The 25,236-nt window shown below is 42.2% G+C and carries 29 protein-coding genes; 12 read left to right on the top strand and 17 right to left on the bottom strand.

What is annotated here, in order from left to right:
• Positions 1-374 precede the first annotated feature (374 nt).
• The 4 genes from AC3WTB_RS08885 to AC3WTB_RS08900 are packed head-to-tail and all read right to left on the bottom strand — an operon-like array spanning position 375 to position 5,190.
• The gene (locus AC3WTB_RS08885; protein WP_492333603.1) at positions 375-1,457 is read right to left on the bottom strand and encodes a M24 family metallopeptidase; all 1,083 of its coding nucleotides are present in this window, start codon (positions 1,455-1,457) and stop codon (positions 375-377) included.
• A gap of 12 nt (positions 1,458-1,469) precedes the next feature.
• On the bottom strand, positions 1,470-2,981 hold the full coding sequence (gene galT / locus AC3WTB_RS08890) for a UDP-glucose--hexose-1-phosphate uridylyltransferase (RefSeq protein WP_059377214.1): 1,512 nt from the start codon (positions 2,979-2,981) through the stop codon (positions 1,470-1,472).
• A gap of 35 nt (positions 2,982-3,016) precedes the next feature.
• A complete protein-coding gene (gene galE / locus AC3WTB_RS08895) occupies positions 3,017-4,009 on the bottom strand; it encodes a UDP-glucose 4-epimerase GalE (RefSeq protein WP_126682474.1) in 993 nt (330 codons plus the stop codon).
• On the bottom strand, positions 4,009-5,190 hold the full coding sequence (locus AC3WTB_RS08900; protein ID WP_492333604.1) for a galactokinase: 1,182 nt from the start codon (positions 5,188-5,190) through the stop codon (positions 4,009-4,011). The genes galE and AC3WTB_RS08900 overlap by 1 nt, the downstream gene beginning before the upstream one ends.
• 181 nt (positions 5,191-5,371) lie before the next feature.
• On the opposite strand from AC3WTB_RS08900, the gene AC3WTB_RS08905 reads away from it, so the two are divergent.
• Positions 5,372-6,217: an AraC family transcriptional regulator gene (locus tag AC3WTB_RS08905; RefSeq protein WP_039182386.1), complete on the top strand. Its 846-nt coding sequence runs from the start codon at positions 5,372-5,374 to the stop codon at positions 6,215-6,217.
• A gap of 34 nt (positions 6,218-6,251) precedes the next feature.
• On the opposite strand, the gene AC3WTB_RS08910 is transcribed toward AC3WTB_RS08905, so the two are convergent.
• On the bottom strand, positions 6,252-6,509 hold the full coding sequence (locus tag AC3WTB_RS08910; RefSeq protein WP_039182389.1) for a hypothetical protein: 258 nt from the start codon (positions 6,507-6,509) through the stop codon (positions 6,252-6,254).
• A 27-nt stretch (positions 6,510-6,536) separates the two neighbouring features.
• Positions 6,537-6,968 (bottom strand): GtrA family protein, encoded by a 432-nt coding sequence (locus AC3WTB_RS08915; protein WP_039182392.1) that lies wholly within the window; start codon positions 6,966-6,968, stop codon positions 6,537-6,539.
• 408 nt (positions 6,969-7,376) lie between these two features.
• On the opposite strand from AC3WTB_RS08915, the gene AC3WTB_RS08920 reads away from it, so the two are divergent.
• The 6 genes from AC3WTB_RS08920 to AC3WTB_RS08945 all read left to right on the top strand — a co-directional run bounded on the left by AC3WTB_RS08920 (position 7,377) and on the right by AC3WTB_RS08945 (position 11,787).
• Positions 7,377-7,517: an anti-repressor SinI family protein gene (locus AC3WTB_RS08920; protein WP_008345506.1), complete on the top strand. Its 141-nt coding sequence runs from the start codon at positions 7,377-7,379 to the stop codon at positions 7,515-7,517.
• 300 nt (positions 7,518-7,817) lie between these two features.
• The gene (locus tag AC3WTB_RS08925) at positions 7,818-8,507 is read left to right on the top strand and encodes a class I SAM-dependent methyltransferase (RefSeq protein ID WP_492333605.1); all 690 of its coding nucleotides are present in this window, start codon (positions 7,818-7,820) and stop codon (positions 8,505-8,507) included.
• On the top strand, positions 8,500-9,168 hold the full coding sequence (locus tag AC3WTB_RS08930; RefSeq protein WP_268473527.1) for a glycosyltransferase family protein: 669 nt from the start codon (positions 8,500-8,502) through the stop codon (positions 9,166-9,168). The genes AC3WTB_RS08925 and AC3WTB_RS08930 overlap by 8 nt, the downstream gene beginning before the upstream one ends.
• Before the next feature lie 107 nt (positions 9,169-9,275).
• Positions 9,276-9,590 (top strand): DUF485 domain-containing protein, encoded by a 315-nt coding sequence (locus AC3WTB_RS08935; RefSeq protein WP_024423845.1) that lies wholly within the window; start codon positions 9,276-9,278, stop codon positions 9,588-9,590.
• Complete coding sequence (locus AC3WTB_RS08940; RefSeq protein ID WP_024423846.1) at positions 9,587-11,128, top strand: solute symporter family protein; 1,542 nt, start codon at positions 9,587-9,589, stop codon at positions 11,126-11,128. Before AC3WTB_RS08935 ends, AC3WTB_RS08940 begins: the two co-directional genes overlap by 4 nt.
• 320 nt (positions 11,129-11,448) lie before the next feature.
• The gene (locus AC3WTB_RS08945) at positions 11,449-11,787 is read left to right on the top strand and encodes a DUF4288 domain-containing protein (RefSeq protein ID WP_058838474.1); all 339 of its coding nucleotides are present in this window, start codon (positions 11,449-11,451) and stop codon (positions 11,785-11,787) included.
• Positions 11,788-11,812: 25 nt separating this feature from the next.
• On the opposite strand, the gene AC3WTB_RS08950 is transcribed toward AC3WTB_RS08945, so the two are convergent.
• The 4 genes from AC3WTB_RS08950 to cidR all read right to left on the bottom strand — a co-directional run bounded on the left by AC3WTB_RS08950 (position 11,813) and on the right by cidR (position 14,704).
• Positions 11,813-12,187: a nuclear transport factor 2 family protein gene (locus AC3WTB_RS08950; RefSeq protein WP_039182402.1), complete on the bottom strand. Its 375-nt coding sequence runs from the start codon at positions 12,185-12,187 to the stop codon at positions 11,813-11,815.
• A gap of 133 nt (positions 12,188-12,320) precedes the next feature.
• Complete coding sequence (thiE, locus tag AC3WTB_RS08955; RefSeq protein WP_492333606.1) at positions 12,321-12,989, bottom strand: thiamine phosphate synthase; 669 nt, start codon at positions 12,987-12,989, stop codon at positions 12,321-12,323.
• On the bottom strand, positions 12,976-13,800 hold the full coding sequence (gene thiM / locus AC3WTB_RS08960) for a hydroxyethylthiazole kinase (RefSeq protein ID WP_492333607.1): 825 nt from the start codon (positions 13,798-13,800) through the stop codon (positions 12,976-12,978). Before thiM ends, thiE begins: the two co-directional genes overlap by 14 nt.
• A 16-nt stretch (positions 13,801-13,816) precedes the next feature.
• Complete coding sequence (gene cidR / locus AC3WTB_RS08965) at positions 13,817-14,704, bottom strand: cidABC operon transcriptional activator CidR (protein ID WP_039182411.1); 888 nt, start codon at positions 14,702-14,704, stop codon at positions 13,817-13,819.
• Positions 14,705-14,869: 165 nt separating this feature from the next.
• On the opposite strand from cidR, the gene AC3WTB_RS08970 reads away from it, so the two are divergent.
• On the top strand, positions 14,870-15,253 hold the full coding sequence (locus AC3WTB_RS08970; protein ID WP_106025464.1) for a CidA/LrgA family holin-like protein: 384 nt from the start codon (positions 14,870-14,872) through the stop codon (positions 15,251-15,253).
• Positions 15,247-15,927, top strand: a complete 681-nt coding sequence (locus tag AC3WTB_RS08975) for a CidB/LrgB family autolysis modulator (protein WP_039182414.1) — start codon at positions 15,247-15,249, stop codon at positions 15,925-15,927. The genes AC3WTB_RS08970 and AC3WTB_RS08975 overlap by 7 nt, the downstream gene beginning before the upstream one ends.
• Positions 15,928-16,161: 234 nt before the next feature.
• Here the strand turns inward: AC3WTB_RS08975 and AC3WTB_RS08980 are convergent, their stop codons facing one another.
• A complete protein-coding gene (locus AC3WTB_RS08980) occupies positions 16,162-17,343 on the bottom strand; it encodes a class I SAM-dependent rRNA methyltransferase (RefSeq protein ID WP_492333608.1) in 1,182 nt (393 codons plus the stop codon).
• Between the two features lie 118 nt (positions 17,344-17,461).
• On the opposite strand from AC3WTB_RS08980, the gene glxA reads away from it, so the two are divergent.
• Positions 17,462-17,845, top strand: a complete 384-nt coding sequence (glxA, locus tag AC3WTB_RS08985; protein WP_492333609.1) for a glyoxalase GlxA — start codon at positions 17,462-17,464, stop codon at positions 17,843-17,845.
• Positions 17,846-17,930: 85 nt separating this feature from the next.
• Here the strand turns inward: glxA and AC3WTB_RS08990 are convergent, their stop codons facing one another.
• From AC3WTB_RS08990 to AC3WTB_RS09000, 3 genes are all read right to left on the bottom strand, one after another.
• Positions 17,931-18,659, bottom strand: coding sequence for an amino acid ABC transporter ATP-binding protein (locus AC3WTB_RS08990; protein ID WP_034281322.1), 729 nt, complete (start codon positions 18,657-18,659; stop codon positions 17,931-17,933).
• Entirely contained in the window at positions 18,656-19,300 is a 645-nt protein-coding gene (locus AC3WTB_RS08995) for an amino acid ABC transporter permease (RefSeq protein WP_024423856.1), read from the bottom strand. Before AC3WTB_RS08995 ends, AC3WTB_RS08990 begins: the two co-directional genes overlap by 4 nt.
• A 70-nt stretch (positions 19,301-19,370) precedes the next feature.
• Positions 19,371-20,135 (bottom strand): transporter substrate-binding domain-containing protein, encoded by a 765-nt coding sequence (locus AC3WTB_RS09000; RefSeq protein ID WP_024423857.1) that lies wholly within the window; start codon positions 20,133-20,135, stop codon positions 19,371-19,373.
• Positions 20,136-20,653: 518 nt separating this feature from the next.
• Here AC3WTB_RS09000 and AC3WTB_RS09005 point away from each other — a divergent pair.
• Together AC3WTB_RS09005 and AC3WTB_RS09010 are read left to right on the top strand one after the other, a co-directional pair.
• The gene (locus tag AC3WTB_RS09005; RefSeq protein ID WP_039182425.1) at positions 20,654-21,739 is read left to right on the top strand and encodes a Rap family tetratricopeptide repeat protein; all 1,086 of its coding nucleotides are present in this window, start codon (positions 20,654-20,656) and stop codon (positions 21,737-21,739) included.
• Positions 21,740-21,758: 19 nt separating this feature from the next.
• On the top strand, positions 21,759-21,899 hold the full coding sequence (locus AC3WTB_RS09010; protein ID WP_189292475.1) for a hypothetical protein: 141 nt from the start codon (positions 21,759-21,761) through the stop codon (positions 21,897-21,899).
• A 44-nt stretch (positions 21,900-21,943) separates the two neighbouring features.
• Here the strand turns inward: AC3WTB_RS09010 and ywaC are convergent, their stop codons facing one another.
• The 3 genes from ywaC to AC3WTB_RS09025 all read right to left on the bottom strand — a co-directional run bounded on the left by ywaC (position 21,944) and on the right by AC3WTB_RS09025 (position 25,176).
• Positions 21,944-22,576 carry a GTP pyrophosphokinase YwaC gene (gene ywaC, locus AC3WTB_RS09015; RefSeq protein ID WP_039182427.1) on the bottom strand — a complete coding sequence of 211 codons (633 nt, stop codon included), beginning with the start codon at positions 22,574-22,576 and terminating at the stop codon, positions 21,944-21,946.
• A gap of 93 nt (positions 22,577-22,669) precedes the next feature.
• Entirely contained in the window at positions 22,670-23,683 is a 1,014-nt protein-coding gene (locus AC3WTB_RS09020; protein ID WP_039182429.1) for an ABC transporter permease, read from the bottom strand.
• Positions 23,680-25,176, bottom strand: a complete 1,497-nt coding sequence (locus AC3WTB_RS09025) for a sugar ABC transporter ATP-binding protein (RefSeq protein ID WP_126682480.1) — start codon at positions 25,174-25,176, stop codon at positions 23,680-23,682. The genes AC3WTB_RS09020 and AC3WTB_RS09025 overlap by 4 nt, the downstream gene beginning before the upstream one ends.
• Between the last annotated feature and the right edge of the window lie 60 nt (positions 25,177-25,236).

Below are 25,236 nucleotides of genomic sequence, written 5' to 3' on the forward strand. Positions count from 1 at the left end.
ATTTCTTTTAAAATGTCATAAATTCGACATAAATTTATATTATTGCACACACAATAAATTTCTAGGATTTTGAAAAGTTGAGAGTTGAAGGCAAAGGACAAACAATCAAGAACTTTGTCAAATTTAGGTTTACCACAATAAAAAAGTTTGGTCAAATTTCAATTTAACTTAATGAAATTTTATCTAGGTAAACAATTTCGAAATAGGTATCCCCACATTTAACAAAAACCTTACTTATTTTAACGCAAGTTGATAAGAAAAGAAAGTATCGATCCTCTGACTATACGCTGTAAGAATTGGTAATCATGTTGAATATGTGGAATCCCACTTAATGACTTCCAGCAAAAAACCGGCTCAGCGCCGGCATTCTGCAATTATTCATCTCTTACTAAAATATCAGGGCGCCTATAGATGTCCCCTTCATGTTCAACGTCAATGTATGTCCACTTGCCTGTATAGGTTAAAAAGCGGTTCCCCTCTTTCTCTACGACCATCGTATCCTCTGATTTCAATCCAGGCAATGAAGGGTTCCATGTAAACACTTGCTGCAGCTGAATTTCTTCCTTCGATGAAGGCACTGCAATCATTTCTCTAGATACAAAGCCCGTTTTCCCTCCTTGATGAAGCTTTTTCCAGCTTTCAGGGAAGCCCTCTTTTTCATACTGAGCAATACCTGCTTTCAACACGTCTCCCAAAGTCTTACCGGGGCGCGTAGCGGCATTCATGACCGTGTCAATTCGTGCAAGCCGCTCTTTGTTCTCTTCAAGCTCCTGTGGAAGCTGACCGAAGTAAACAGACCTTGTGACATTCGCCACGAGTCCATGCCGTTCAGCGCAAAGGACAACAAGCGCATGCTTTTGAAGTTTTTTATCTGTTGGAATTGGATGACGGTATTGATGAATCCGGTCATCTGTTGCTACAAGCAACACTTCAATCGTCATTCCCTGCGCGATCGCTTTTTGAGCCGCAAGCGAAGCGATTTGGTGCTCCGTCTGTCCTGGAACGATTTCTTTACAGACACTCTCTACAATGACCGCTGTTTCATGACAAAGCGTTTCATACTGGCGGAGCTGTGATGCAGAAAGAATGGATCGAACTTGCGACAAATCCGGCTCAACCGATTCGAATCCATCCATTTGAATGTCTGACCCGATTCGTTTGTCTTTTGTGAGTGTTTGAATGTGTGCCGTATCATCCTCAAACCAATCCATCGTCACCACTTGAAATGGGTGATCGATATACGCCATCTCTTCTTCAATGATCCGCTTTTCTTCCATTTGATTCACAATGAGGACGATGTCGTCTTTTAACACAAGCAGCTTGCACACGCCCTCTGGTGTATTTAACACGATATGATTTCTTCTTCCTCCTGTCAGCCAGGAGAAGTTATTTCGCTTGTGAATTAAGACACCGTCGAGCTGTTTTTCTTCCATTATTGTTCTTACTTGTTCAATCATCTAATCACCTGCCTATATGAGTGTATGAATGAAACGTTTAAAAGCTGTTTTCCCTTGCTCGGTTCTTTTAAACACACCCGCCTGTGAGAGAATTCGAGAAAAAATCATGCCGACTTCTTTTTGTAAAATGGCTTCTGTATTCTCCTCTGTAAAGGTGTTCTCTTCAAGCAGACGCTTTGCCCATGCTTCGTGTTTCGTGATAGCAGAACGGGCTTTGATTTCTTCAAGGGGGTTTTGGGATAACAGCGCTTCTTTTAATTGGTTTAATTCCTCTGCTAATCTACCAGGAAGAACTGCAAGACCCATCACTTCAATTAATCCGATATTCTCTTTTTTAATATGATGGACTTCTTCATGCGGATGGAAAATTCCGTCCGGGTGCTGCTTGTTTGTACGATTATTACGCAGCACTAGATCTAATTCATAGTCATCTCCATGTCGGCGTGCAATTGGTGTAATGGTATTATGCGGCGTCTCTCCTGTATGAGCTAGCAGCTCCACTTCTTCATCTGAATACATTTTCCACTCGTTTAAGATAAAGTCAGCGGCGTCTGCAAGCATCTGCCTATCGCTGCTTCGAAGGCGGATCACAGACATCGGCCATTTCACAATCCCGGCCCTCACATTCGGAAAGGCACTCAGAGAAAAAGCATCTTCAAGCTTCGCCTTCGCCATCGGAAATTCATGCGCACCGCCCTGAAAATGGTCATGACTTAATATACTGCCCCCGACAATCGGAAGGTCGGCGTTCGATCCGATGAAATAATGCGGGTATATATATATGAAAGAAAGCAATCGTTCAAAGGTCTTTTTGGTGATACTCATCGGCTCATGTTCGCCTTTGAACACAATGCAGTGCTCGTTGTAGTACACATAAGGTGAAAATTGTAGAAACCAAGATTCATCTGTGAGTGTCACAGGAATAATCCGGTGATTCTGTCTCGCTGGATGGTTGATCCGTCCCCCAAACCCAACGTTTTCTTTACAAAGCAGACAAAGAGGATATTGCTTTTGACTAAGTTTTTTGGCTTCAGCGATTGCTTTTGGGTCCTTTTCCGGCTTCGATAGATTAATTGTGATCTCCAGCTCGCCATCATCTGTTGGTGTAAACCACTGCACATTTTTGGCGATTCTGCCAGTATGAATATAGTGTGCGTGCTGCTGCATTTCATAGAACCAGCTTGTAGCCGCCTCTGGCCCTTCATGCTGGCGTTTCTCTTCAAACTTCGCGTAGATGACACTTGGAGGCGCCACCAAGCATCCCATGATTTTCGCATCTAGTAAATCGCGATACGTATCCGTCCCCTCAGGGATATTGCCAGTCTCTACTGCCCAATCCAGTATTGGCATTAAGATGTCTTCAAGTTCCGCATCCCCTGAGACTGTTCTTGCCTCAGCTTCATCCAGCCCAAGCACCTCAAGCAGCCGATTTCTCGTATAATCGATATCTAGTGGTGTAATCAGCTCTTGATTAACTCCGTATTGAATCAGCTGTTCCAGTTTTTCAAAAATATCAACCGCCATTCTCTCTGTCCCCTCTCTTGCCTGCCTGTTACGCGTTATTTACTCTGGTAACCGTCTGGATGCTTCTGAAACCAATCCCACGCACTTTGAATAATGGTGTGAAGGTCAGCATATTGAGGTGTCCACCCTAATTCCTGCAGCGCTTTTTCAGAAGAAGCAATCAGCTTTGCTGGATCTCCCGCGCGTCTGTCAGCCACCTGTGCTGGAATCGCATGCCCCGTGACGTTTCTTACAGCATCTACTACCTGCTTCACGGAGAAACCTGTGCCATTCCCTAAGTTATATGTTGCACTTCCTTTTCCAGCACGCAGACGATCAACTGCTAAGATGTGCGCCTCTACTAAATCCATGACATGAATGTAATCTCTAATACACGTGCCGTCCTCTGTCTCATAATCATCACCGTAAATCATAATCTGATCTCGTTTTCCTAAAGCCACTTGCAGAATGATCGGAATGAGGTGTGTCTCAGGCTGATGATCCTCTCCGACAAGTCCATCTGTATGAGCGCCAGCTACATTAAAGTAGCGAAGCACGACGTGTTTCATTCCATATGCCTGCTCAGACCACTTCAGCATTTTTTCAATCGCAAGTTTTGTTTCTCCATAAGGATTGGTTGGGTTCGTCTCATCCGTTTCAACGATCGGCACACGCTTTGGTTCACCATACGCAGCTGCGGTTGAAGAGAAAACGATGTGTTTCACATCAAATTCATTCATCACCTGAAGTAAAGCTGTTGCTCCCCCAACGTTGTTGTCATAGTACTTTAGCGGGTTTGTTACACTCTCACCTACAAGTGAATCTGCGGCAAAGTGCATAACCGCTTCTATTTGATGCGTTTTGAAAACCTGTCTTAAAAAATCTTGATCTCGTAAATCTCCCTCTTCTAAAACAGCTCCCTCCAAAACAGCTTCTTTGTGGCCTGTCTGCAAATTATCCACTACTACTACTTGTTCACCTTTCGCTAAAAGAGCCGCTACAGCATGACTGCCAATGTACCCTGCTCCCCCGCACACTAAAATCGTCATTACACTTCCTCCTTCGTGAGTTCTCTTGCGCCGCCTCCAATTCCAGCTGTGTAAAAAGAGGCTTGAATACCTGTCTTCTCTTGATAAATCGCACCCGTTTCTTCTATAAACGATGCCAGCTGCTTTTCTTTCACAATACTGATCGTGCAGCCGCCAAAACCCGCGCCCGTCATACGGGAGCCAATTGTTCCAGGATGAATCCAAGCGGCTTCTGCCAGAGTATCCAGTTCAAATCCAGTCACTTCATAATCATTCTTTAAAGAGAGATGAGATGCCTTCATAAGCGCACCTATTTCTTCCATTTTATCATCTTTCAGAAATTTGACTGCTTTTATGGTTCGGTCGTTTTCTGTCACCACGTGCCTTGCACGTTTGCGGCATGTTTCATCCTGAATCAAGTGGGCATGCTCGGCAAATTCATCAGCCGTGAGCTCACATAAGTGGACAAGGTCGATTTCTTTTCTCAAATCGTTTAAGGCTGATTGACACTCTGACCGGCGTTCATTGTATTTGGAGTCTGCCAGTGTCCGCTTTTTGTTTGTATTGGCAATGACAAGCGCCAGCCCCTCTTGCCGAAACGGACTGTATTCAAAATCAAGGGTATCGCAATTAAGCAAGATGGCGTGATCTTCTTTTCCAAGAGCGATTGAAAACTGATCCATAATGCCGCAATTGACACCAATAAATTCATTTTCTGCACGCTGCGAAAGGAGGGCAAGACGGGCACTTGAAACGCCGAATGAATGCCATTCATTGATAAAGACAGCGGTGACAAGTTCGATGGAGGCAGAGGAAGACAGCCCTGCGCCATTGGGAATATTGCCGCCGTATACAATGTCAAAGCCTTCTTCTATCTTCATCCCTGCTTCGATAAACTGATGGAACACGCCCTTCGGATAATTCGCCCAGCCGTCCGACTCCAAGTAAGCGATTTCAAAAAGGTCGAATTCTTTCACACCATCGCCATCAAAGTTCAAAGAATACATTCTCACGCGGCCATCTGACCGCTTGGCACATGCTGCATATGTACCGAGAGTGAGCGCACAAGGGAATACATGACCTCCATTGTAATCTGTATGTTCACCAATCAAGTTCACTCTTCCTGGGGCAAAAAAATAGCGAAGTTCTTCTTCTCTATCCCCAAATTGCTGGTGAAATGCCGTGCGTAACATATCGATCATATCCATTCCCCTTTTCTCTTCTGATACTCTTATTTTAGTTGCCTGAACTGCGTAAGTTCAATGGTAAAAAAATCGTTAAAAAATACCCTTTTTTTGCTGTGAATGGTACGATGTGATATGAGGTGTACCATGATTCAAAATAGAAAAAGGTTGTTTTTTGCTGTGAAGGAGGTTTTCCAATTTGAAGAAGGAAGCATTTGCATTTCGTTTTCACCATTCTGATGTTACATTGCCGGCACAAATATGGTCTGTTGGCTGGGAAGTTCAATCATCTTCGTTATACAGCTGGAATGGCGTGGAGCGGAAGGATCAGGGCAAGTGCATCTTTCAGCTCACACTGTCTGGACACGGCATGATTGAAATCGGACAGAAGCGGTTCAAAGTCTTGCCAGGGCAGGCCTTTCTTGTGAAAAGCCCAAGTGCCTATCAATATTATTTTCCAGAAGACAGTGAGCATTGGGAATTTCTCTATTTGACGCTTTATGGGGACGCCTGCGATCTTTGCTTTGACCAATTTATAGATCAAGGAAAGCAGGTCATGCGTTTTCATCCTAATTCCAAACCGATCCGCCTGCTGAAGAAAATTTATGATGAAGCCAGTGAAAGACGGATTACCAATCCATTTGAGGGGTCTAGCCTTGCTTATCAATTTGTCATGGAACTGTATTCATATTTGCCAAAGCTTGAGGGACAAATGGAGAAATGGCCTGAGCCCATCGTTCAAGCGGCCTTGTTTGCCAGCCATCATTTTCACGAGGAAATTGGCCCAGACGATATGGCAGCTGCGGCACGTTTATCCAAAAGTCATTTTACAAGGGAATTCAAAAAGGCCACTGGCTTCACACCTATTCACTACTTAACCAATATCCGGTTAGAGAAGGCGGAAACATTACTAAAAACAACGAAATACTCGATTGAAGAAATTGCCATACAGTGCGGCTACCGAAATGCGAATTACTTGAATAAAGTCTTTCGAAAGAAAATCGGCATGTCTCCAAAGCAAATGCGGGAAACAAGCGATGCATAATAAAAAGCAGCCGCTTTATCATTGGCTGCTTCTTTTACGCTTTTGACAGGTCAACATGAATTCTCCCTTGTCTTAAAACAATGGTCATTTGCGTATCAGGGGTCATTAAGTTTTCTAAAATGTCAGTTGCCGTTTGAAGCGCAATGTCCATTCGGTTGATCTTTTCCTTTTCTTGTTCCGAAAACGCTTCTGGATGTGCGGTCATTTCTTTGACTAGCCTCAGCACTTGTTCATGCTGCTTTTCTGTTTGTTGATATATGGCATCATATAAGTCGTCTGACCTGCTGCTCATTTCACATCACCTATCTTTTTTTATGTGTTAAATCGCATCTTCTTTTGTTTTCTTGAAGACGAACCATTTACTGGCGACATAATTGACCACCACAATCACAAAGTTGACGAGAATTTTTGCGACGGTTTCATTGAGCGCCATTTGGCTCACAAATAAAATCATCAGCCCCAGATCTACACCTAGAGACATGAGACGGACACTAAAAAATGAAGAAAGCTCACGCATGAGGCTTTTTGTGTCACGAGCCTTTTGCTTGAAGACATACTTCTTATTGGTGATATAAGCAAAGAGAACAGCAAATACCCATGAAACAACCGTAGCTGTTTTGTAATCCATGGAAAACATCTCAACGAATAAATAGAAGCTGACGATATTGACAATGGTTGTACACACACCCATCACAAGATACATGACAACTTCTCGATACTTTTGAAAAAGGCTATACATGTCTTTCTTCATTCCTTCTTGGTGGTTTCTGTTTCTTTTAGAATACCATCTTAAGAAGAACTTCCCAAACGAACAATATGTACGTCCTGCAAAGATGAAATTTGTTCTACTCGATGGCAAATGTCAACACAATTGGTTTATATGAGTCAAATGTTTTAGGTCTTTTTCATTATTTTAATTTATAATCTTTCAACTGACATAACAATTGTTTATTATTAGAAGTAAGATTTCAATATTTATGGGTTTTTTAGTCATTTTTTTAGGGACGTGGTAGGTGATAGGTTTTACAAAATAGGTTAAATGTCATCATTTTTCGACAAAAATTTATTTTGTGCTGTTTTCAACCACACGTACAGTTACTAGACGGTTTGTTCAAGTCATTGGTTGCAGTGAATATGTCTTATTGAACTGGAGGATATTATGGATACGCAAGTGAAAAGAAGAGTTGACGAAGAGTGGGTTTATTTGATTCAGGAAGCGAAAAAAATTGGACTAGGCATCGAAGAAATACAAGCTTTTTTAACATCCAACGGTGATCAGAAGATGATAAACAAACCGTAAATCAACGCCGTTATCCTTTGTCTTTCAGACTGCTTTGGCTAAAAGTTCTGACCTGTCAATTGACCTTTTGAAAATCCTTTCATGACGATACGCTACAATAATTGAACACCTCTCCATACCAATCCCTTCACTCAATGGGGTTCTGTCTTTCTATATTAGGAGGACAGTCCACTTCCCGTTCTCTATATGATCCCTTTTTAGTTGCATTCATGAAAATTGTCCTTCTCTCGTTATAAAACCAAGCTGCCCACCCATATATTAACCATGAAAACAACGAGAAAGCAGAAAGGTGGGTAGAGCGTGAGTTCAGATTCCCTTTCGTATTATCACCAAAAAAAGGATCAGTATTATCATGGGGTAAACCCGGTCATCGTCAGTCGTATTCGCGCGGAATGGACGTCTTTGTTGGATATCGGATGCGGCACAGGCAAGCTTGGAAAAGTCCTGAAACAAAAGGGCCGAACCATCTATGGCATTGAGTCATTTGAGGACGCAGCAAAAGAGGCTGAGCAAGAGCTGGATCATGTTCTCTGCGGAAATATTGAACAGATGGCTCTCCCTTATGACCATGAACAATTTGACTGCATTATTTTCGGAGATGTCCTCGAGCATTTATTGGACCCTTGGGCCGTTTTAAAAAAGGTGAAACCCTTCCTTAAAAAAGAGGGTGCCATCCTGTCATCTATTCCAAATATCGGCCACATTTCAACGGTTTTAGAATTACTAGCCGGCAGATTTACTTATACAGATGCAGGGTTAATGGATCAAACCCATTTACGCTTCTTCACGCTCCACGAAATACATGCACTCTTTCATTCAGCGGGTTTTCGCATTCGCGAATTCGAGGCTATTCGCGTACAGCATCCTTCCTATGCAAGCGTGTTGAATGATCTACATGAATTACTCATGAAACACGGCATTCGTTCTGATTTTCACGAGGCCGCTACAGCCTATCAATATGTAGTCGAGGCGGTTCCATTTCATGAGTAATCCGACCATCCTGTTTGTTTTATGTGTAAATGATGAATCGATGTTTCAGGCTTGCTTCCGGCAGCTCGCTTCGCTTCCGGCTCCTCATGGATACCATGTGGAGGTCTTACCAATCAGACAGGCATCAAGTATGACCTCTGCCTACAATGAAGCCATCACTCATCCAGCTCAGTTTAAAATTTATCTTCATCAGGATACCTTGATTGTCAAACAGCATATGCTGCTTGAGCTCATCCCCCTTTTTTTACAAAATCCATCACTTGGCATGATTGGCGTGATTGGAGCAGAAAACGTGCCTGACAATGGAATTTGGTGGGAGAGTGCTGATTGCAGGGGAAAAGTCATTGAATATCGCCACGACACCTATCAGCTGCTTTCCTTTGAAAGAGGCCGTCAGCAGCCCGAAGTACAAGATTATATCAAAGCTGCGGCTATTGATGGTCTATTCATGGCAACACAATACGATGTGAGGTGGCGTGAGGACCTCTTTGATGGCTTTCATTTTTATGATGTCTCGCAGTCCTTTGAATTCACTCAGCAGGGCTATGAAGTTGGAATTGCAAAACAAGAAGAGCCTTGGTGTATTCATAAATGCGGAGATCATTTTGACGCAGAAGCATATGAAAAAGCGAGAGAACAATTTCTTGCAAATTATCGATAGAAAGCACCCTTTTCGGGTGCCTTTTTTATGATATACTGTCATAAACAGCCAGATCGTCTCATATGCATTGGAGTACCTTGTCCCTAATTCGTACAAAGGAGGAAACAATGGCAGACAAAAAAGTTCATTATAAGAAGGTTGCCGCTTCAGAGGATTTTCGAAAACTTCTTGAGGAAAAACGCAGATTTATCGTACCGATGACGATTTTCTTTTTTCTCTTTTACTTTTCACTTCCGGTCGCTACATCCTACTTTACCTTTTTGAACACGCCGGCAATTGGCGCGATCTCATGGGCTTGGTTATTCGCCCTCACACAATTTGTCATGACCTGGGTTTTATGTGGACTTTACGCAAAAAAAGCAGCTAAGTTCGACAATTATGTAAGCGCTTTAAAAACTGAATCAAGAGGTGATGACGAATGAGCATGACCGCTTTTATTTTGTTCGTAGCGATCGTAGGTCTCACATTGGTCATCACATATTTTGCTGCGAAAAAAACAAGCAATGCGAGTGATTTTTACACTGCAGGAGGGGGCCTGACTGGGTTTCAAAACGGCCTTGCCATTGCTGGCGACTATATGTCTGCTGCATCCTTTTTAGGGATTGCTGGAATGATCGCGTTAAACGGATTTGACGGCTTTTTCTATAGCATTGGTTTTCTAGTAGCGTATCTTGTCGTTCTTTACGTTGTGGCTGAACCGCTACGAAATCTAGGGAAATATACGATGGCAGACATGATCGCTGCACGATTTAAGCGCCCTGCAATTCGAGGGGTTGCCGCCTTTAATACCATTACAGTCTCTACTTTTTATATGATTGCACAGCTTGTTGGAGCAGGTGCGTTAATCAAGCTGCTTCTTGGCATTGATTACTGGATCGCAGTGCTGATCGTGGGTGTCCTGATGACCATTTATGTCGTGTTTGGCGGCATGATTGCGACCAGCTGGGTACAGATCACCAAGGCTGTGCTTCTCATGCTTGGGACGCTCATTATTTCTCTGCTTGTGTTTGCAAAGTTTGATTTTAGTCTGCTAAAGATGTTTGAACAGATGAAAACTGCAACCCCGCTTGGTGAATCGTTTCTTCACCCGGGAAATAAATATGATGTGCCTTTAGAAACCTTGTCTCTTAACCTCGCCTTAGTGCTTGGGACAGCAGGTCTGCCGCACATTTTGATTCGTTTTTATACAGTAAAGGATGCGATTTCTGCGCGAAAATCGGTTCTTTCTGCTACTTGGATCATCGGGATTTTTTATTTAATGACGGTTTTCCTTGGCTTTGGTGCTGCTGCCTTTGTTGGAACAGAAGCGATAACAGCAGCAGATGCAGCCGGAAATATGGCCGCACCTCTTCTGGCACAAGCCCTTGGAGGAGATTTATTATTTGCCTTTGTTTCCGCTATCGCCTTTGCGACCATATTGGCAGTGGTGACTGGTCTTGTTTTATCCGCCGCGTCAGCTTTTGCCCATGACTTTTATAGTCAGATTATCCGCAAAGGAAAAGCGAGTGAGCGGGAGCAGGTGAAGGCAGCACGCTTTGCTTCAATCGGCGTGGCGATCCTCTCCATCATTCTTGCATTATTTGCCCAGTCCTTAAACGTCGCTTTTCTTGTGTCTCTTGCCTTCGCAGTCGCAGCGAGTGCGAATTTACCTTTGATTATCTTCACTGTTTTTTGGAAACGATTTAACTCTACGGGTGCCATCGCCGGAAGCTTAACAGGCCTTCTGAGCGCACTGATTATCGTCTCGCTCAGCCCAAGCGTCTGGGACCCATCAGGAGCAGCCATCTTCACAGGAGAGCCGCTCATCCCGCTGTCGAACCCTGGGATTATCTCGATTCCACTCGGATTCCTTGCCGCATACTTAGGCACGATATTCTCGTCTGAAAAAGCAGATGAAGACACCTTTACGGAAATTCAAGTAAAGGCACATACAGGCATGCATATGGATACTGATTCATAAGGAAAAGCCGGCTGCTCAGCCGGCTTTTTTTGTGTTCTTCTGTTCAAATCTCAGTAAGGTATAAATTGGCTTTTCAACTTATTTTTATACTTCTCTAATCTGGCAACCCTTCTAAACGTGATGAGAGAGCAGCATGTAATGAGGATTAACAGAATTTCATGAACTTCCCCTCTGTTATCAACCACATTCTTCATCTCTATCCCTCCTCGTAATGAATCTATTTATCGTTATGAATTCCCTGCAAGATGTCATTCCTATGTTATCATGTTATACACATACTGGAAATTATTTAAATCGACACGAAAGAAGTGGGATGACGTATGCAAAGGATTTATTCTGCAAAATTATTATTCGAATCCATCTCATCACCAAGCAGTATTCCCGATAAAATCTTTGAAGAACGAATCGTCTTGGTAAAAGCTAAGAACCAACTGCAAGTGAAGGAAATAGTCAAACAAGGCTTCCCAGAGGAAACCTATGATAATGCAGAAGGTGGCCAAACTAACATAAAATTAGCAGCCATTCTAGATATTTTTGAGCTTGTCGATCACTTAGAGCAAAAATCACTACACTTGAGTGAAGTGTACAGCCGCCACCTTATTTTTGATGAAGAAACTTCTGTTCAAGAAGCCATCGAGGCCTATTCTTTAGACAAATAAAAAAGCCGGCTGCTCAGCCGGCTTTTTAATAGCGCTGGAATAACTCTGGGTTTTTCGGAACGTTTTCTAAATAAACGATCTTCCCATGGTCGTCCAGCTCTGCGATATCAATTCCTTCTGCTGTATAGACACGGCCATCTGAAAGCTTTCCGCACACGGCCCAGTTTGTTTCATACTTTCCATCTTCTCTTTTAATCCATCCATCCCACATATGCTTAATGTCATCATGTACGTGGAAAAATGTGTTCAAAAATTGTGTGAATGCTTGGATTCCAGGCCTCCGGGCGCCATTTAAGACAATCATGACATCGTCAGAAAACAATGCCAGCAATTCATCCAGTTGCTCCTGCCCTTTTCCTGCTTCATCGTATCGGCGAAAATACGTATCGAGCACTTCCATGTTCATTCTCCTTTATTTACCTGTCATTTCGAAAACATTCGAACTATATAATTGTACACAATTGTTTCTCGCCTGTCTATTTTCCCCGACATAAGAAAAGACATGAATTGATTCAATCCATGTCTCCCTCAGATCAAAGAGATGCTTTTTCTGCTTCAACAAGTGATTTCAGCTTTTCTGCTGCTTTTTTTGGATCGGCGCTCTGGCTAATAGCACTAATGATGCTTACACCATCTGCTCCAGCTTGTATGACTGGTGCAGCGTTGTCGTATGTGATCCCTCCGATACCCACAATCGGAATTTGAAGGCCATGACGGCGGACTTCAGTAATCAAAGACACCCCCTGGACACTGCGTGTATCCTTTTTCGTTTCCGTTGGATAGACTGGGCCCATCCCGACATAATCTGCTCCGTCTTTCATGGCTTGTTTCACTTCATCTAAGTTATGCGTCGACACGCCTAATATTTTATTCCCGATCCTTTGTCTGACGTCTTGTGCGTTTGCGTCTTCCTGTCCAACATGAACGCCATCTGCATCAAGATCAATCGCTAGCTGTACATCATCATTCACAATAAAAGGAACATTTGCTTCTTGGCAAAGCGCTTGAATTTGACGAGCCAATTGTTTCTTCTCTTCAGCCTGCAAGGCGTTTTCACCCTTTTCACGAAATTGAAACATGGTGATTCCGCCTTGAATGGCCTCGTTCACAACATCAAGCGGCTGTCTCGTTGAATTTGCTGTTCCCATAATAAAATAAACCGATAATTGCTGTTTGATTTGCTGTTGATCAGCCTTTGTCATGTGAAACTCCCCCTAATTTCCCTAATGTCAGCACATCATCGCCGGTTGTGTGTGTTAGTGCGTTTAACAATTCCATTTGAAAGGTTCCCGGTCCTTTATCCTTTGTGTGCAGAGCTGCCTTTTCAGCTGCCACACCATAAAACAGCAATGCAGCGGCCGACGCATGAAGCGGCCGTTCACCTACTGCACAAAATGCTCCTATGATAGATGTCAGCAAACAGCCGGTTCCCGTCACCTTGGTGAGCCATTCATGTCCATTATGAATGGACAGCACCTCATTTCCATCTGACACCACATCGACTTTTCCTGTGATCACCACTATTGTCTGAAGTACAATGGACGCTTGTTTGGCTAATGCCGATACATCTCCATTCGCCGCTTTCGCATCAACGCCTTTTGACTCCCAGCCATCCACTCCAAGTAAATGAGCCACCTCAGCAGCATTCCCTCGGACAACGGTCATTTTTACTTTCTCTAACAGCTGTTTAGCCGCATTCGCTCGAAACGTTGTCGCACCGACGCCGACAGGATCTAACAAAACAGGTACACCTTTTTCATTGGCGGCTTGTCCAGCGAGAATCATGGCTTCCACCGTCTCATTGGTCAGTGTGCCAATATTAAGCACAAGTGCATCCGCTAATTGCGCCATTTCAGCCACTTCTTCTTTGGCGTTTGCCATGACTGGCGAAGCACCTAAAGCAAGCAGTCCATTCGCTGTGAAATTCGTCACGACTTGATTCGTGATATTATGGACGAGTGGATTTTCCTCTCGAACCTTCTCCAATAAATGAGACGCGCGGCTTGTTTTCATCTGTATCGTCCTCCTTTTACTCTGCATCCCACACGTAAGATTTCGTATGCTTTAACCATTCTCTTGCCGCAAACGACAAATAGCGGTCTTTTCGCCAAATGACACCTAAATGCCACGGGATTGATGGGTTTAGGGAAATGACCTTTACCTTTTCAGGATCAAGATCACGGCAGATTCGTTCTGGCAGAAGTCCAATCCCTAAGTTTTCAGCTACCATTTCACTAATGAAATCCCACTGAGACGTTTCATAAATGACATTTGGCCGGAATCCCGCATTCATACATTCATTTAAAATCCGGCTGTGCAGAACAAAATCTTCTCTAAAGAATATAAACGACTCTTCCCTTAAATCAGCTAAATGTACCTCCTCACGACCGGCCATCGGATGGGATGGATGCGTCACGAGCTTCATGTTCTCTTTAATAATGGTGTACGTATGAAAAATTTTATCATTTGCAGGCAGAACAATGACACCAATATCTAACGACCCATCCTCGACCCCTTCCTCTACTTTAATGGAGCCGTGCTCGACCAATTGAAATGTGACATCTGGATATTGCTGGCGGAATTCTCCCATGACATTCGGGAAGAAACTTGACCCAATCATCGGGGGCAGTCCGATTCGGATATGCCCTTTTTTCACATTCATTAAATCATTTAATTCGCTCGTTAAATTCTGAAATGACTGCGTGATTTCACTCGCCTGTGTATACATGGTTTGGCCGGCATCTGTCATTTCAACCTGCCGTCCATTTCGGTAAAACAACTGCACCCCCAGCTCATCCTCCAAGTTTTTGACCATCTTGGAAATGGTCGGCTGTGATACGTAAAGGGACTGCGATGCTTTCGTGAAGCTCTTTAATCTTGCCACTTCTAAGAAATATGTTAAATGTCTAATGTCCACATGCTTCATCCTTCCTATAGACAAAAGGAATAATTACTATTCGATATATGTATTTTACCTATAACTAAACGTGCTGTACACTTTAAAGTAAGCTCATTAATTGGAACGTTGTCATGTTTTTGTGAAATAGTGAACAATTTATATAGAAAAAGGAGTGAACAGAAAGTGAAATTGCTCAAAAAGCCGCTGATTGCTGCCCTTCAGATTATGGTCTTGTTTATTTTTGCGAAATTCATGAATGTGCTGGCGGCCTTTTTGCATTTAAGAATCCCGGGCACGATCTTAGGCATTCTTGTCATTTTCTTATTACTTCATTTTAAGATCATTCAATTAAAATGGATAGAACTTGGCGCCGTATGGCTGCTCGGAGAACTGCTGCTTTTCTTTATTCCATCAGCAGTTGGTGTCATTGATTATGGAAAACTGCTTTCTCAATCTGGCACAAGTATTGTCCTTGTCGTCTTACTTAGTACGTTTGTGGTCATGCTTTCAACTGGTATCATGACGCAAATGATTGCGAAACGAAAGGAGCGAAAAAAGCTATGTTAGTTGGCGGACTATTTCTGATTTTAACAGTTCTTTTATATCTCGGATCAAAAGCGGTGTACAAACGGCATCCGAAGGTTTATGTCTCACCATTACTTGTCACTCCGCTTGTTCTTGTCGTCTTGCTGTTAATCGTCAACATTCCTTACGATGCTTACAATCAAGGCGGGAAATGGCTCACGAATATGCTGCAGCCTGCGACTGTTGCTTTTGCCATTCCTTTATATAAGTATTTTCATATCCTGAAGAAGCATGCAGTGGAAATTCTTTTGAATGTGGCTTGCGGCTCTATCATTGCGATTTTATCTACGGCATTTATCGCCAAGTTATTTCATCTGGACACAGGCCTTATTGAGAGCCTTGTCCCAAGATCGGTCACAACACCTGTAGCAATGAGTGTGTCAGAAATGATCGGCGGCATGCCGTCCGTTACGGCTGTCTTCGTCATTTTAACCGCACTGTTTGGATCGATTATCGGTCCAATGGTGATCCGTTACTTCCGCATCGATAATGACATTGCCATGGGCGTCCTGCTTGGAACAGGTGCACACGGTGCAGGAACATCGAAAGCCTTTGAAATGAGCTCCGTCTCAGGGACGATCTCAAGTGTATCGATGATTATTTCAGCCATTATTACATTATGTGCAGCGCCGATCCTCATGTCGTTTGCCTTATAAAAAAAGCTATTTCCCTTATAGGAAATAGCTTTTAGATTGTTGACAAAATGCTAAAATGTTCTTTATTTTAGCACTTTATCTTCTTTTCAGCATGATAGAAAACCTTTGCAGCCCTAGGAAGGACGAGGAGCGGAGCGAATTTGACATTCGTGAGCACCGGAGCGCAGACCTGCGGGCGAATGCGAGGGTTTGTCTACACGCTGAAAGCCATTCCTTATCGGAAATGGCTTTTTCTTATGCTTGTATGAAGACAACCTTTAAATAGTTCCCTTCAGGATAATTCTTCGTTGTACGAAAATCCTCAGGAAGTGTATATTCTTCAAGAATCCGATAGGTTTTCCCTGATTCTTTAAAGGCCTGCGCAATAAATCCTTTGAACTTCTTCATGCCAAATGCACTGCTATTCGTTGATGCCACAATGACGCCGTTCTCAGCTGTGATTTGGATGGCTTCTTTTAATAGCTTCTTATAATCCTTCGCCGCACTGAATGTGTGCTTTTTCGTTCGTGCAAAGGAAGGCGGATCTAAGATGACAAGATCATAGGTCCAGCCTTTTTTCGCTGCAAACGGAAAATATTTAAAGACATCCATGACTTTGATATCCTGCCCGTCCACATCAATATCATTGACTTCAAACTGCTCAGATGTTTTTTTCAAGCTGCGGTTTGCAACATCCACACTTGTCGTACGGCTCGCTCCACCAAGCGCAGCTGCTACTGAGAAAGCGCCTGTATAGGAAAACGTATTGAGTACAGTCCTTCCCTTTGCATAACGATCTCGAATCGCTTTTCTCACATGACGCTGATCAAGGAAAATGCCCGTCATCGCACCATCATTTAAGTAAACTGCTACGTTCATGCCGTTTTCTTTCACGATGAGAGGAAATTCACCTTTCTCTCCCTTCACAAAATCATCATCTTCTATATACTGTCCAGACGTATCAAACCGTTTCTTTTCATAAATGCCTTTATAGTCTGGATATACTTGCTCAAGTGCAGTCAATACTTCTGCCTTTAATGTATAGACTCCTTCGCTATACCATTGGATGAGGTAGAATCCGTCATAATGATCAATCGTGACGCCGCCAATTCCATCCCCTTCTCCGTTGAACACACGAAAAGCAGTCGTCTGTGCATCACGAAATAAATGCGTTCTGCTTTTTGCTGCCTGCTCAAGCCTAGAGACAAAAAAAGCTTGATCTATTTTTTCGTTTGCATCAAAGGTTAGTACCCAGCCAATTCCTTTGTTTTGCACACCATAATACCCTTTTCCTAAAAAAGCGCCCCGCTCATCCACCCATTCAATGAGCTCGCCTTCCCGTACACCGTTCACATTCGATACTGCATCTTTGGAAATGAGCGGATATCCCTTTTTCACTTGTTCCGCAAATGTTTGTTTTAATGAGATTTTTTTCATTTGTGTCATCCTTATCCTTAATTGACTCTCTCTATCCTACCATATGAATGTATACGTTACTTCTATTATGATAAGATGAGGAGAAAAATATCAACATGACATAGAGGAGGCACTTCTTTTGACGACATTACGCTTAGATCATACAGGTATTATGGTTTCGAATATTGATCAATCGATTGATTTTTATGAAAAAGTGGTGGGGATGAAATTAAAGGACCGCATCACTCATACAAATGGAGTGATTGAGCTTGCATTTCTCGGTTTTAAAGATGAAACCGAAACGGAAATTGAGCTCATCCAAGGCTACAGCAGTGACCTGCCATCTGAAGGAAAGGTCCATCATCTCGCCTTCACAACAGACAACATTCATGCTGAATTCAATCGTATTCAAAAGCTGCGAATTGAATTAATTGATGAAGAAATCACGACATTACCAAATGGATATTGCTACTTCTTTTTCAGAGGACCAGACCAAGAATGGATCGAATTCTTCCAGCGCTAATATTTCCTAGGAAATGGGGCCGCTAATTCTCCCCCATTTATTCATAAAGAAAAGAGTAAGGGCATGTTTATGCCCTTACTCTTTTTTATAACACCTTACTAAGAAATGATTTTGTACGCTCATGCTGTGGGTTTCCAAAGAGAGCTTCTGGTTTGTCTTCCTCGACAATATATCCGCCATCCATAAAGATGACACGGTCTCCCACCTCTCTTGCAAAGCCCATTTCATGTGTAACCACAATCATTGTCATACCTTCGACAGCTAATTGTTTCATTACAGCTAATACATCCCCTACGACCTCAGGATCAAGAGCTGATGTCGGCTCATCGAATAATAGTACTTTCGGATCCATTGCCAACGCTCTCGCAATAGCGACACGTTGTTTTTGTCCACCAGATAATTGGTTAGGGTAGCTTTGGGCTTTGTCTTTTAAGCCGACTTTTTCAAGCAAGTCTAACGCTTTTTCGACTGCTGCCTTCTTCTCGATGCCTTTTACCTTTATCGGTGCAATTGTGATGTTTTCTAAAACGGTTTTATGAGGGAATAAATTAAAGTGCTGAAACACCATGCCTACTTCTTGTCGTACTTTATTAATATTCACCTTTGGGTCTGTGATCGTGTGTCCGTGGACAACGACCTCTCCAGCCGTGATATCTTCTAATTTATTGAGGCATCTAAGAAACGTGCTTTTCCCTGATCCAGAAGGACCAATGACACACACTACTTCCTTTTCCTCGATGACTGCATTAATATCCTTTAACACTTCGTGATCGCCAAAGGATTTCTTTAAGTTTTTTACCGTAATCATACTCATTTGATATCAAATCTCCTTTCTGCGTAGCTAGCCAGTAGAGAAAGTAAATAAATGATCACGAAATAAATGACACCGACAATGAGCCAGACATTCAATGGATCAAATGTAGCCGATGCTTGAACTTGTCCTCGCTGCATAATATCAGCAATCCCGATAATAGATAAGAGAGATGTATCTTTCAAGCTGATGATGGCTTGGTTTGTAATCGCTGGAAGCATGCGGCGGAAGGCCTGCGGAAGGACGATAAAGCGCATGTTTTGTCCCCCTGTAAAGCCTAATGAGCGCGCAGCTTCTGTTTGCCCTTTATCAATGGACTGAATCCCTGCACGAATAATTTCTGAGAAATAAGCCCCTGCATTAATCGCTACTGTAATAATTCCTGCGGGTACTCGATCAAGCGAAATGAATTCAAGTGTATTCAAACCAAAATAAATGAAGAATAGCTGTACGATAAATGGTGTGCCTCGAATGGCATTCACAAAGACGAGTGCGATGAAATTTAAGATTTTAAATGGTGACAGACGGAATAATGCCACAATTAAACCGATGATAAACCCTAAAATGATGGCAACAACAAAGATATATAAAGTGGTTTGCAAACCATCCATTAAATACGGAAATGCATTAATAATTGTATCCATGTTTCTCCCTCCCTAATTCACATACGGCTGACACATAAAGAAAGCGCGCTCGGAGCGCGCCTCGCTTGTGTTATGACTTCAAATATTTATCAATAATTTTGTCATATTCACCGTTTTTCTTTAGGTTCTCAAGGCCTTTATTGATCTTCTTCAATAGATCTTGGTTTTTCCCCTTCATGACAGAGATACCATACTGGTCTCCATTCAATCGGTCTCCAACTGTTTTCAATTTTAAATCTTGTTGTGCGATCGCATACGTAATGACAGGATAATCCTCAATTAAGGCATCTGCATTTCCGTTTGATACTTCCTGGAACATAGATGGGCTGTCATTGAATTGAACGACTTCATACCCATATTTATCTGCGTTATCAGATGCGAACTTTGCACCAGTCGTCCCGTTTTTAACAGCTAGCTTTTTCCCCTTTAAATCATTAATAGATTTGATGCTGCTGTCCTTTTTCACAACAACTGTCAGCCCAGCGTCGAAGTAAGGATCTGAGAAATCTACTTTCTTCTTACGCTCATCTGTAATACTCATTCCGCCCATTCCAACATCAAGCTGTCCTGCTTGCATCGCTGGAATGATGCCTGAGAAGTCCATCGCTTCAAGCTTCACTTTGAAACCTTGGTCTTTCGCGATTGCATTAATTAAATCAACGTCTATCCCTTCATATTTACCGCCCTTTTCAAATTCAAATGGCGGATAAGTTGTATCGATCCCAATTTTATATGTGCCTTTGCCTTCTCCCGAACCACTGTCCGATTTTGATCCACAGGCTGCCATGACAAGCACAACAATTAGTCCCATGATCAATAACATCGATTTCTTCATAAAACACGACCCCCATTGTCAGTTTTGTCTAAATATTCGCAATAACAATAATACTATAACACGCTAAAGCTATAGTGTGTGATGTTTTTTATCAATACCAAAGATCCATACAATTCTAGATCAATAGTCTCTTTAAATTTTACTTTTTTGCGAATAACTCATTTTATTCTAAAAGAAGAGTCATCCACAATTATAATGTAAGATAATCTTACAAAAAAATGAGACAGCACCTTGATAAATGATGTTTCTTTCTAGTATACGAAAGCAAACTCAACAACCGGCTTCCACTCTTTATTGATATTGTAGTATATTTTTTTCAAAACCCTCTTTTTACCTAAAAATATGTAAGCGTATACAAAATGTCGATTCTCCCTATTTCTTTCACTACTGGTTGAATTTACATCAAAAAACATGTTTTACAAACTGCATGAGAGAGCTTAAAATATAAGAAGATACTGGAATATGGAAAGTTGATTCAAAAGAACGGTTTTTAATAGATGAAGAAAGGAGGATATGAATTGGCAGAAGCAGGTGTTTTGTCGTCCGTTGATGTAGCAAATATGCTCAATGATTGGTATGTCATGATGAAAAAAAGAGAGATACAAGGTGCCATCCAGTTAAAAGAAGACATTCTTCAAGCGTTTGATCGAATGGAAGAAAATCAAGACGTCTTACTTTACTATCAACTGCTAGAGTACCGTTTTAAAGATCTAATAGAAGATACAGCTTCGTTAGATCATAGTCTTTTTGTTGATGAAAATGCCATCCGTACGGATGATATGCTCAGCTATTATTTCTATTTCTTTAAAGGGATGTATGAAATGCGCAGAGGCAATCAGGATACGGCATTTCACCATTTAAAATTGGCCGAAGATAAATTAGATCTCGTGCATGATGACATTGAAAAAGCCGAATTTCATTATAAAACAGGGTGTCTTTACTATAATATCAGGTCCACGCTTCTCTCCATCCACCACTTAAAGAAGGCTTCATCTATTTACGATGCAGATCCATGTTATGTGAAAAAATCAATCAGCTGTCAAATGATGCTTGCTTTGAATTATGCGGATCAGTCGAAATATGATGAGGCAGAATCGTTGTTCGAAGAAGTAATTCATTCACTAGAACAGATGGAAGATCCAGATTTGCTTGGACACGCCTATTGCAATGCAGCCTTTATTAAAAGTCTAAGAAATGAATACAGTGAAGCTGTGCCACTCCTAGAAAAGGCTTTAATGATAGAAACATTCGAAACTTCTTCTCCAGGCGGCTATTTACTTGCCATGTACGCCTACACAAAAGCACTATTTAAGCTAAAAAAGCCAGGTTTGTTCCACTATTATGTACAGCTTTCACTTCAAAAAGCAGAAAATTTAAAACAACGAAACATTTCACTTAAATTATCCATTTTAGAAACACTTATGATTCAGCCAGACAACATGATTGAGCAAATCAAGTCTTATTGTGATCAATTAGAATCGATGAATTTCCTTGTTGATCTTGAAGCTATTTGTCAGGATGCAGCTGCTTACTTAATGGATCTTGGACTTCATGAAGAATCCTCTTATTTTAGAAACAAGGCGTTGTCCTTAAAAACTTGTTAAGAATATGGAGTGATGTATGATGAAGAAATGGCTTATCACAAGTGCGATTTTTACCCTCTTGATAACAGGTGTTTCTATTGGTGCTTCCGTTCAAAAAGACAGCAAACCTGCACAATCTCAAGATATCATTCAAAAGAGGGATCGTGGAACCAACCCTTAATATGAAAAAAGCAGCTGTGATCAAAACAGCTGCTTTTTTATGTGTTAATCAATTTCTCGTTTGATATTTTGCATTTTTTCATCTAAGTAATGGGCAATATCTGCGGCTTCCTTCAGTTCATCGGTCAGCTGATGAGGAACATCGTTTTGCAGTTTATAATAGATTTTATGCTCTAGACTCGCCCAAAAATCCATCGCTATGGTCCGTACCTGAATCTCAACCTTCACATACTCCACACGATTCGTTAAGTAGACAGGAATCTCAACAATTAAGTGAAGGCTTCTGTAGCCATTTGGTTTCGGATGTTGAATGTAGTCCTTCACTTCAAGGATCTTTAAATCCTCTCTTTGCCTCAATACATCCATAATGTTATAGATATCTTGAATAAAAGAACAGATGATGCGGACACCTGCGATATCATGGATATGCTCCTTGGCACATTGTGTCGTGATATCGCATCCTTTTCTTGCTAGTTTATTCACAATGCTTTCAAAGGATTTGATCCGTGATTTTGTATGCTCTATAGGGTTATGTCCATGGATTAAATTATACTCCTGACTGATAATCGAAAACTTTGTATCCATTTCATCTAATGCAAATTTATATACTAATAGTTCATTTTTCCAGTCTTCCATGACATTTTTCAAATCTTCAACATGAGTTGCTGACATATTCATTTTCTTTGTCATCTCCTTTTGGGAAACGGCAGCTGTACCGCTTTCCGTTTACTAGACGGAGAGAGGACTCGAATGGTTTTAAAAAATACGCAGTTAGCCTCTTTGTTTGTAATATGTCAGCGCCAGTGCAAGGGCAAGCACAGAACCTTTCACAATATCCATTGCATAATAAGGGACAGACATCATCACAAGCCCATTTTGTAAGATTCCGATGAGTACAGCCCCGATAAAAGTACCAAATGCGTTTGGCTTACCTGCTCCCATGACGGAAAAGCCGATAAAAGCAGCCGCTACTCCATCCATTAAATATGGTGCACCAGCATTAATTTCTGCTGTCATCACTCTTGATGCCAGCACGATACCTCCGATCGCTGCAAATAACGCAGAAAGCAGATAGGCCGCAATTTTGTATTTGTTCACATGAATGCCAGACAATCGAGCCGCTTCCTTATTCCCACCGATGATGTACATGAATCTGCCATGCTTTGTGTAGGTCATGAAAACATGCGCAAATAGAACAATGGCAGCCATAATGAGAATGATATATGGCACCTGTCCGATTTTGCTGAAAAAGGCAGGGATCGTTCCCGTTGAAAACGTGCCATCGGGCAGCACCATATTTTCAGAAATGGTCGCCCCTTTCGTATACGTTTGAGCCAGCCCTTGAATGATAAACATCATGGCTAATGTCATGAGCATATCTGGAATTTTCATTTTGACGATCATCCATGCATTTAACAATCCAACAATGATAGAAGCCGCTAGTGCAGAAAGGATTGCAATCAGTGGGTTTTGCGAGAACCATACGAACATCGAAATGACAATGGCATTTGACAGCGTAGCGACTGATCCAACTGATAAATCAAAACCGTTTACTGCCAATGAGATGGTTAAGCCCACCGCAATGATGGTCACAATTGAGATAGACCGTAAAATATTGATGATATTTCCCGATTGCAAAAACGCTGGATTCGCTGCCGCAAATACCACAATTAACACGACAATGGTTAAAATCGTCCCATATCGATAAAAGAAATCAAACAGATGAAAGGATGGCCGCTGTTTTTTGATTTGCTGCACAGGGGCTGGAATTTGTTGTTCGCTCATGATTGTCCTCCTGTTGAATGATATAAAAGCTCCTCTTCAGTCGTCGGTGCAGTCATTTCCCGGGCAATGCTGCCATCATATAACACGTATACTCGGTCAGCGATACCTGCAATCTCTGACAGCTCACTCGACGCATAAATGACAGATTTTCCGCGGGCGGCAAGCTCTGCGATCAAAGTGAAAATATCTTTTTTCGCTCCAACGTCTACACCTTTAGTTGGTTCATCAAAGAGATACACATCTGCCTCAGCAAGCAGCCATTTTCCGATGGCAACCTTTTGCTGATTTCCACCAGATAGGTGCTTCACCTTTGCTTCAAGAGACGGCGTTTTGACACCAAGTCGTTTGACGATGTCGCCTGCACCCTGCTTTTCCTTCGAACGATGTAAGAAGCTGAATATCCGTGAAAATGAATGAAGACTTGCAGCCGTTAAGTTCCACCCCACGCTCTCTTCGGTCAGAACCCCTTCTTTTCTCCGCTCTTCAGGCACAAGGGCTATTCCAGCTCTCACAGCTTGATGAGGCGATGTGATGTGAATGGTTTGACCATGCAGCTGCACAGTCCCCGTCTTTTTTTCTGAGGCACCGAAAAGGGCTTTGCACAATTCTGTTTTTCCAGCACCGACAAGTCCTGCGATCCCGAGAATTTCTCCTTTTTTGACATAAAAGTGAATGTTGTTTAATTTGTTTTGATCGTTTAGCTCTTTCACTTCAAGCACAATAGGTGCATCTTTCAAAGGTTTGCGAGACGGGAATTGTTCCTCTAATGGCGCACCTAGCATTTCTTCAATGACTTGCTGCGGATTTGTGTCTTTGACAAGGTGGGCTGCAACATCCGTTCCATTTCGCATCACTGTCAGTTCATCACAGATGGTGAAAATTTCGGGCATGCGATGGGAGATAAACACGATCCCTGTCCCATGCTGTTTCAGCCGATCAATCATGGAGAATAATTTGCTTGTTTCTGCATGACTAAGCGGAGCTGTTGGTTCATCTAAGATTAAAATGCTGCATTGAATGGAAACGGCCTTAGCAATGAGCACCATCTGTTTTTCAGCAAGGGTCAGATCGCTGACAAGTCGTTTTGTGGAGATGTCGATGTCCATTTCTTTTAATAGCTGAGCCGCCTTGCGATGCAGCTCTTTCCAACTGACAAATGTTTTTTTCTCAATCTCATGCATCATCATATTCTCACCAACACTTAAGTAGGGAACAAGAGCCGTATCCACTTCTTGATGGACCGTCTGCACACCATATGAGGATGCATCCTTTGGGGTTTGAATGGTTGCCGCCTGGCCATTGATGTGGATGGTTCCGTCGAAGTGGGAATGAGCGCCAGAAAGAACTTTCATTAACGTGGACTTCCCAGCACCATTCGCTCCAATTAGCGCATGGACCGTCCCTTTTTTTAATGTGAAATTCACTTGATCTAAAGCTTTGACCCCTGGGAATTCAATTGAAATATTTTTCATACGAACAAGCGGCGCTGTCATAGGTGTCCTCCTTCTCTTGATATCATCTGAAAAACGAAACACCCTCTATGGAAAGAGAGT

This window comes from Bacillus sp. EB106-04-04-XG123 (assembly GCF_058791855.1).

Bases quoted from the DNA above. Each gene is read 5' to 3' on its own strand.
- AC3WTB_RS08885 (WP_492333603.1), bottom strand. From the start codon at position 1,457: ATGATTGAACAAGTAAGAACAATAATGGAAGAAAAACAGCTCGACGGT.
- galT (WP_059377214.1), bottom strand. From the start codon at position 2,981: ATGGCGGTTGATATTTTTGAAAAACTGGAACAGCTGATTCAATACGGA.
- galE (WP_126682474.1), bottom strand. From the start codon at position 4,009: ATGACGATTTTAGTGTGCGGGGGAGCAGGGTACATTGGCAGTCATGCT.
- AC3WTB_RS08900 (WP_492333604.1), bottom strand. From the start codon at position 5,190: ATGATCGATATGTTACGCACGGCATTTCACCAGCAATTTGGGGATAGA.
- AC3WTB_RS08910 (WP_039182389.1), bottom strand. From the start codon at position 6,509: ATGAGCAGCAGGTCAGACGACTTATATGATGCCATATATCAACAAACA.
- AC3WTB_RS08915 (WP_039182392.1), bottom strand. From the start codon at position 6,968: ATGAAGAAAGACATGTATAGCCTTTTTCAAAAGTATCGAGAAGTTGTC.
- AC3WTB_RS08920 (WP_008345506.1), top strand. From the start codon at position 7,377: ATGGATACGCAAGTGAAAAGAAGAGTTGACGAAGAGTGGGTTTATTTG.
- AC3WTB_RS08930 (WP_268473527.1), top strand. From the start codon at position 8,500: ATGAGTAATCCGACCATCCTGTTTGTTTTATGTGTAAATGATGAATCG.
- AC3WTB_RS08935 (WP_024423845.1), top strand. From the start codon at position 9,276: ATGGCAGACAAAAAAGTTCATTATAAGAAGGTTGCCGCTTCAGAGGAT.
- AC3WTB_RS08940 (WP_024423846.1), top strand. From the start codon at position 9,587: ATGAGCATGACCGCTTTTATTTTGTTCGTAGCGATCGTAGGTCTCACA.
- AC3WTB_RS08945 (WP_058838474.1), top strand. From the start codon at position 11,449: ATGCAAAGGATTTATTCTGCAAAATTATTATTCGAATCCATCTCATCA.
- AC3WTB_RS08950 (WP_039182402.1), bottom strand. From the start codon at position 12,187: ATGGAAGTGCTCGATACGTATTTTCGCCGATACGATGAAGCAGGAAAA.
- thiE (WP_492333606.1), bottom strand. From the start codon at position 12,989: ATGACAAAGGCTGATCAACAGCAAATCAAACAGCAATTATCGGTTTAT.
- thiM (WP_492333607.1), bottom strand. From the start codon at position 13,800: ATGAAAACAAGCCGCGCGTCTCATTTATTGGAGAAGGTTCGAGAGGAA.
- AC3WTB_RS08975 (WP_039182414.1), top strand. From the start codon at position 15,247: ATGTTAGTTGGCGGACTATTTCTGATTTTAACAGTTCTTTTATATCTC.
- AC3WTB_RS08980 (WP_492333608.1), bottom strand. From the start codon at position 17,343: ATGAAAAAAATCTCATTAAAACAAACATTTGCGGAACAAGTGAAAAAG.
- AC3WTB_RS08990 (WP_034281322.1), bottom strand. From the start codon at position 18,659: ATGAGTATGATTACGGTAAAAAACTTAAAGAAATCCTTTGGCGATCAC.
- AC3WTB_RS08995 (WP_024423856.1), bottom strand. From the start codon at position 19,300: ATGGATACAATTATTAATGCATTTCCGTATTTAATGGATGGTTTGCAA.
- AC3WTB_RS09000 (WP_024423857.1), bottom strand. From the start codon at position 20,135: ATGAAGAAATCGATGTTATTGATCATGGGACTAATTGTTGTGCTTGTC.
- AC3WTB_RS09010 (WP_189292475.1), top strand. From the start codon at position 21,759: ATGAAGAAATGGCTTATCACAAGTGCGATTTTTACCCTCTTGATAACA.
- ywaC (WP_039182427.1), bottom strand. From the start codon at position 22,576: ATGAATATGTCAGCAACTCATGTTGAAGATTTGAAAAATGTCATGGAA.
- AC3WTB_RS09020 (WP_039182429.1), bottom strand. From the start codon at position 23,683: ATGAGCGAACAACAAATTCCAGCCCCTGTGCAGCAAATCAAAAAACAG.
- AC3WTB_RS09025 (WP_126682480.1), bottom strand. From the start codon at position 25,176: ATGACAGCGCCGCTTGTTCGTATGAAAAATATTTCAATTGAATTCCCA.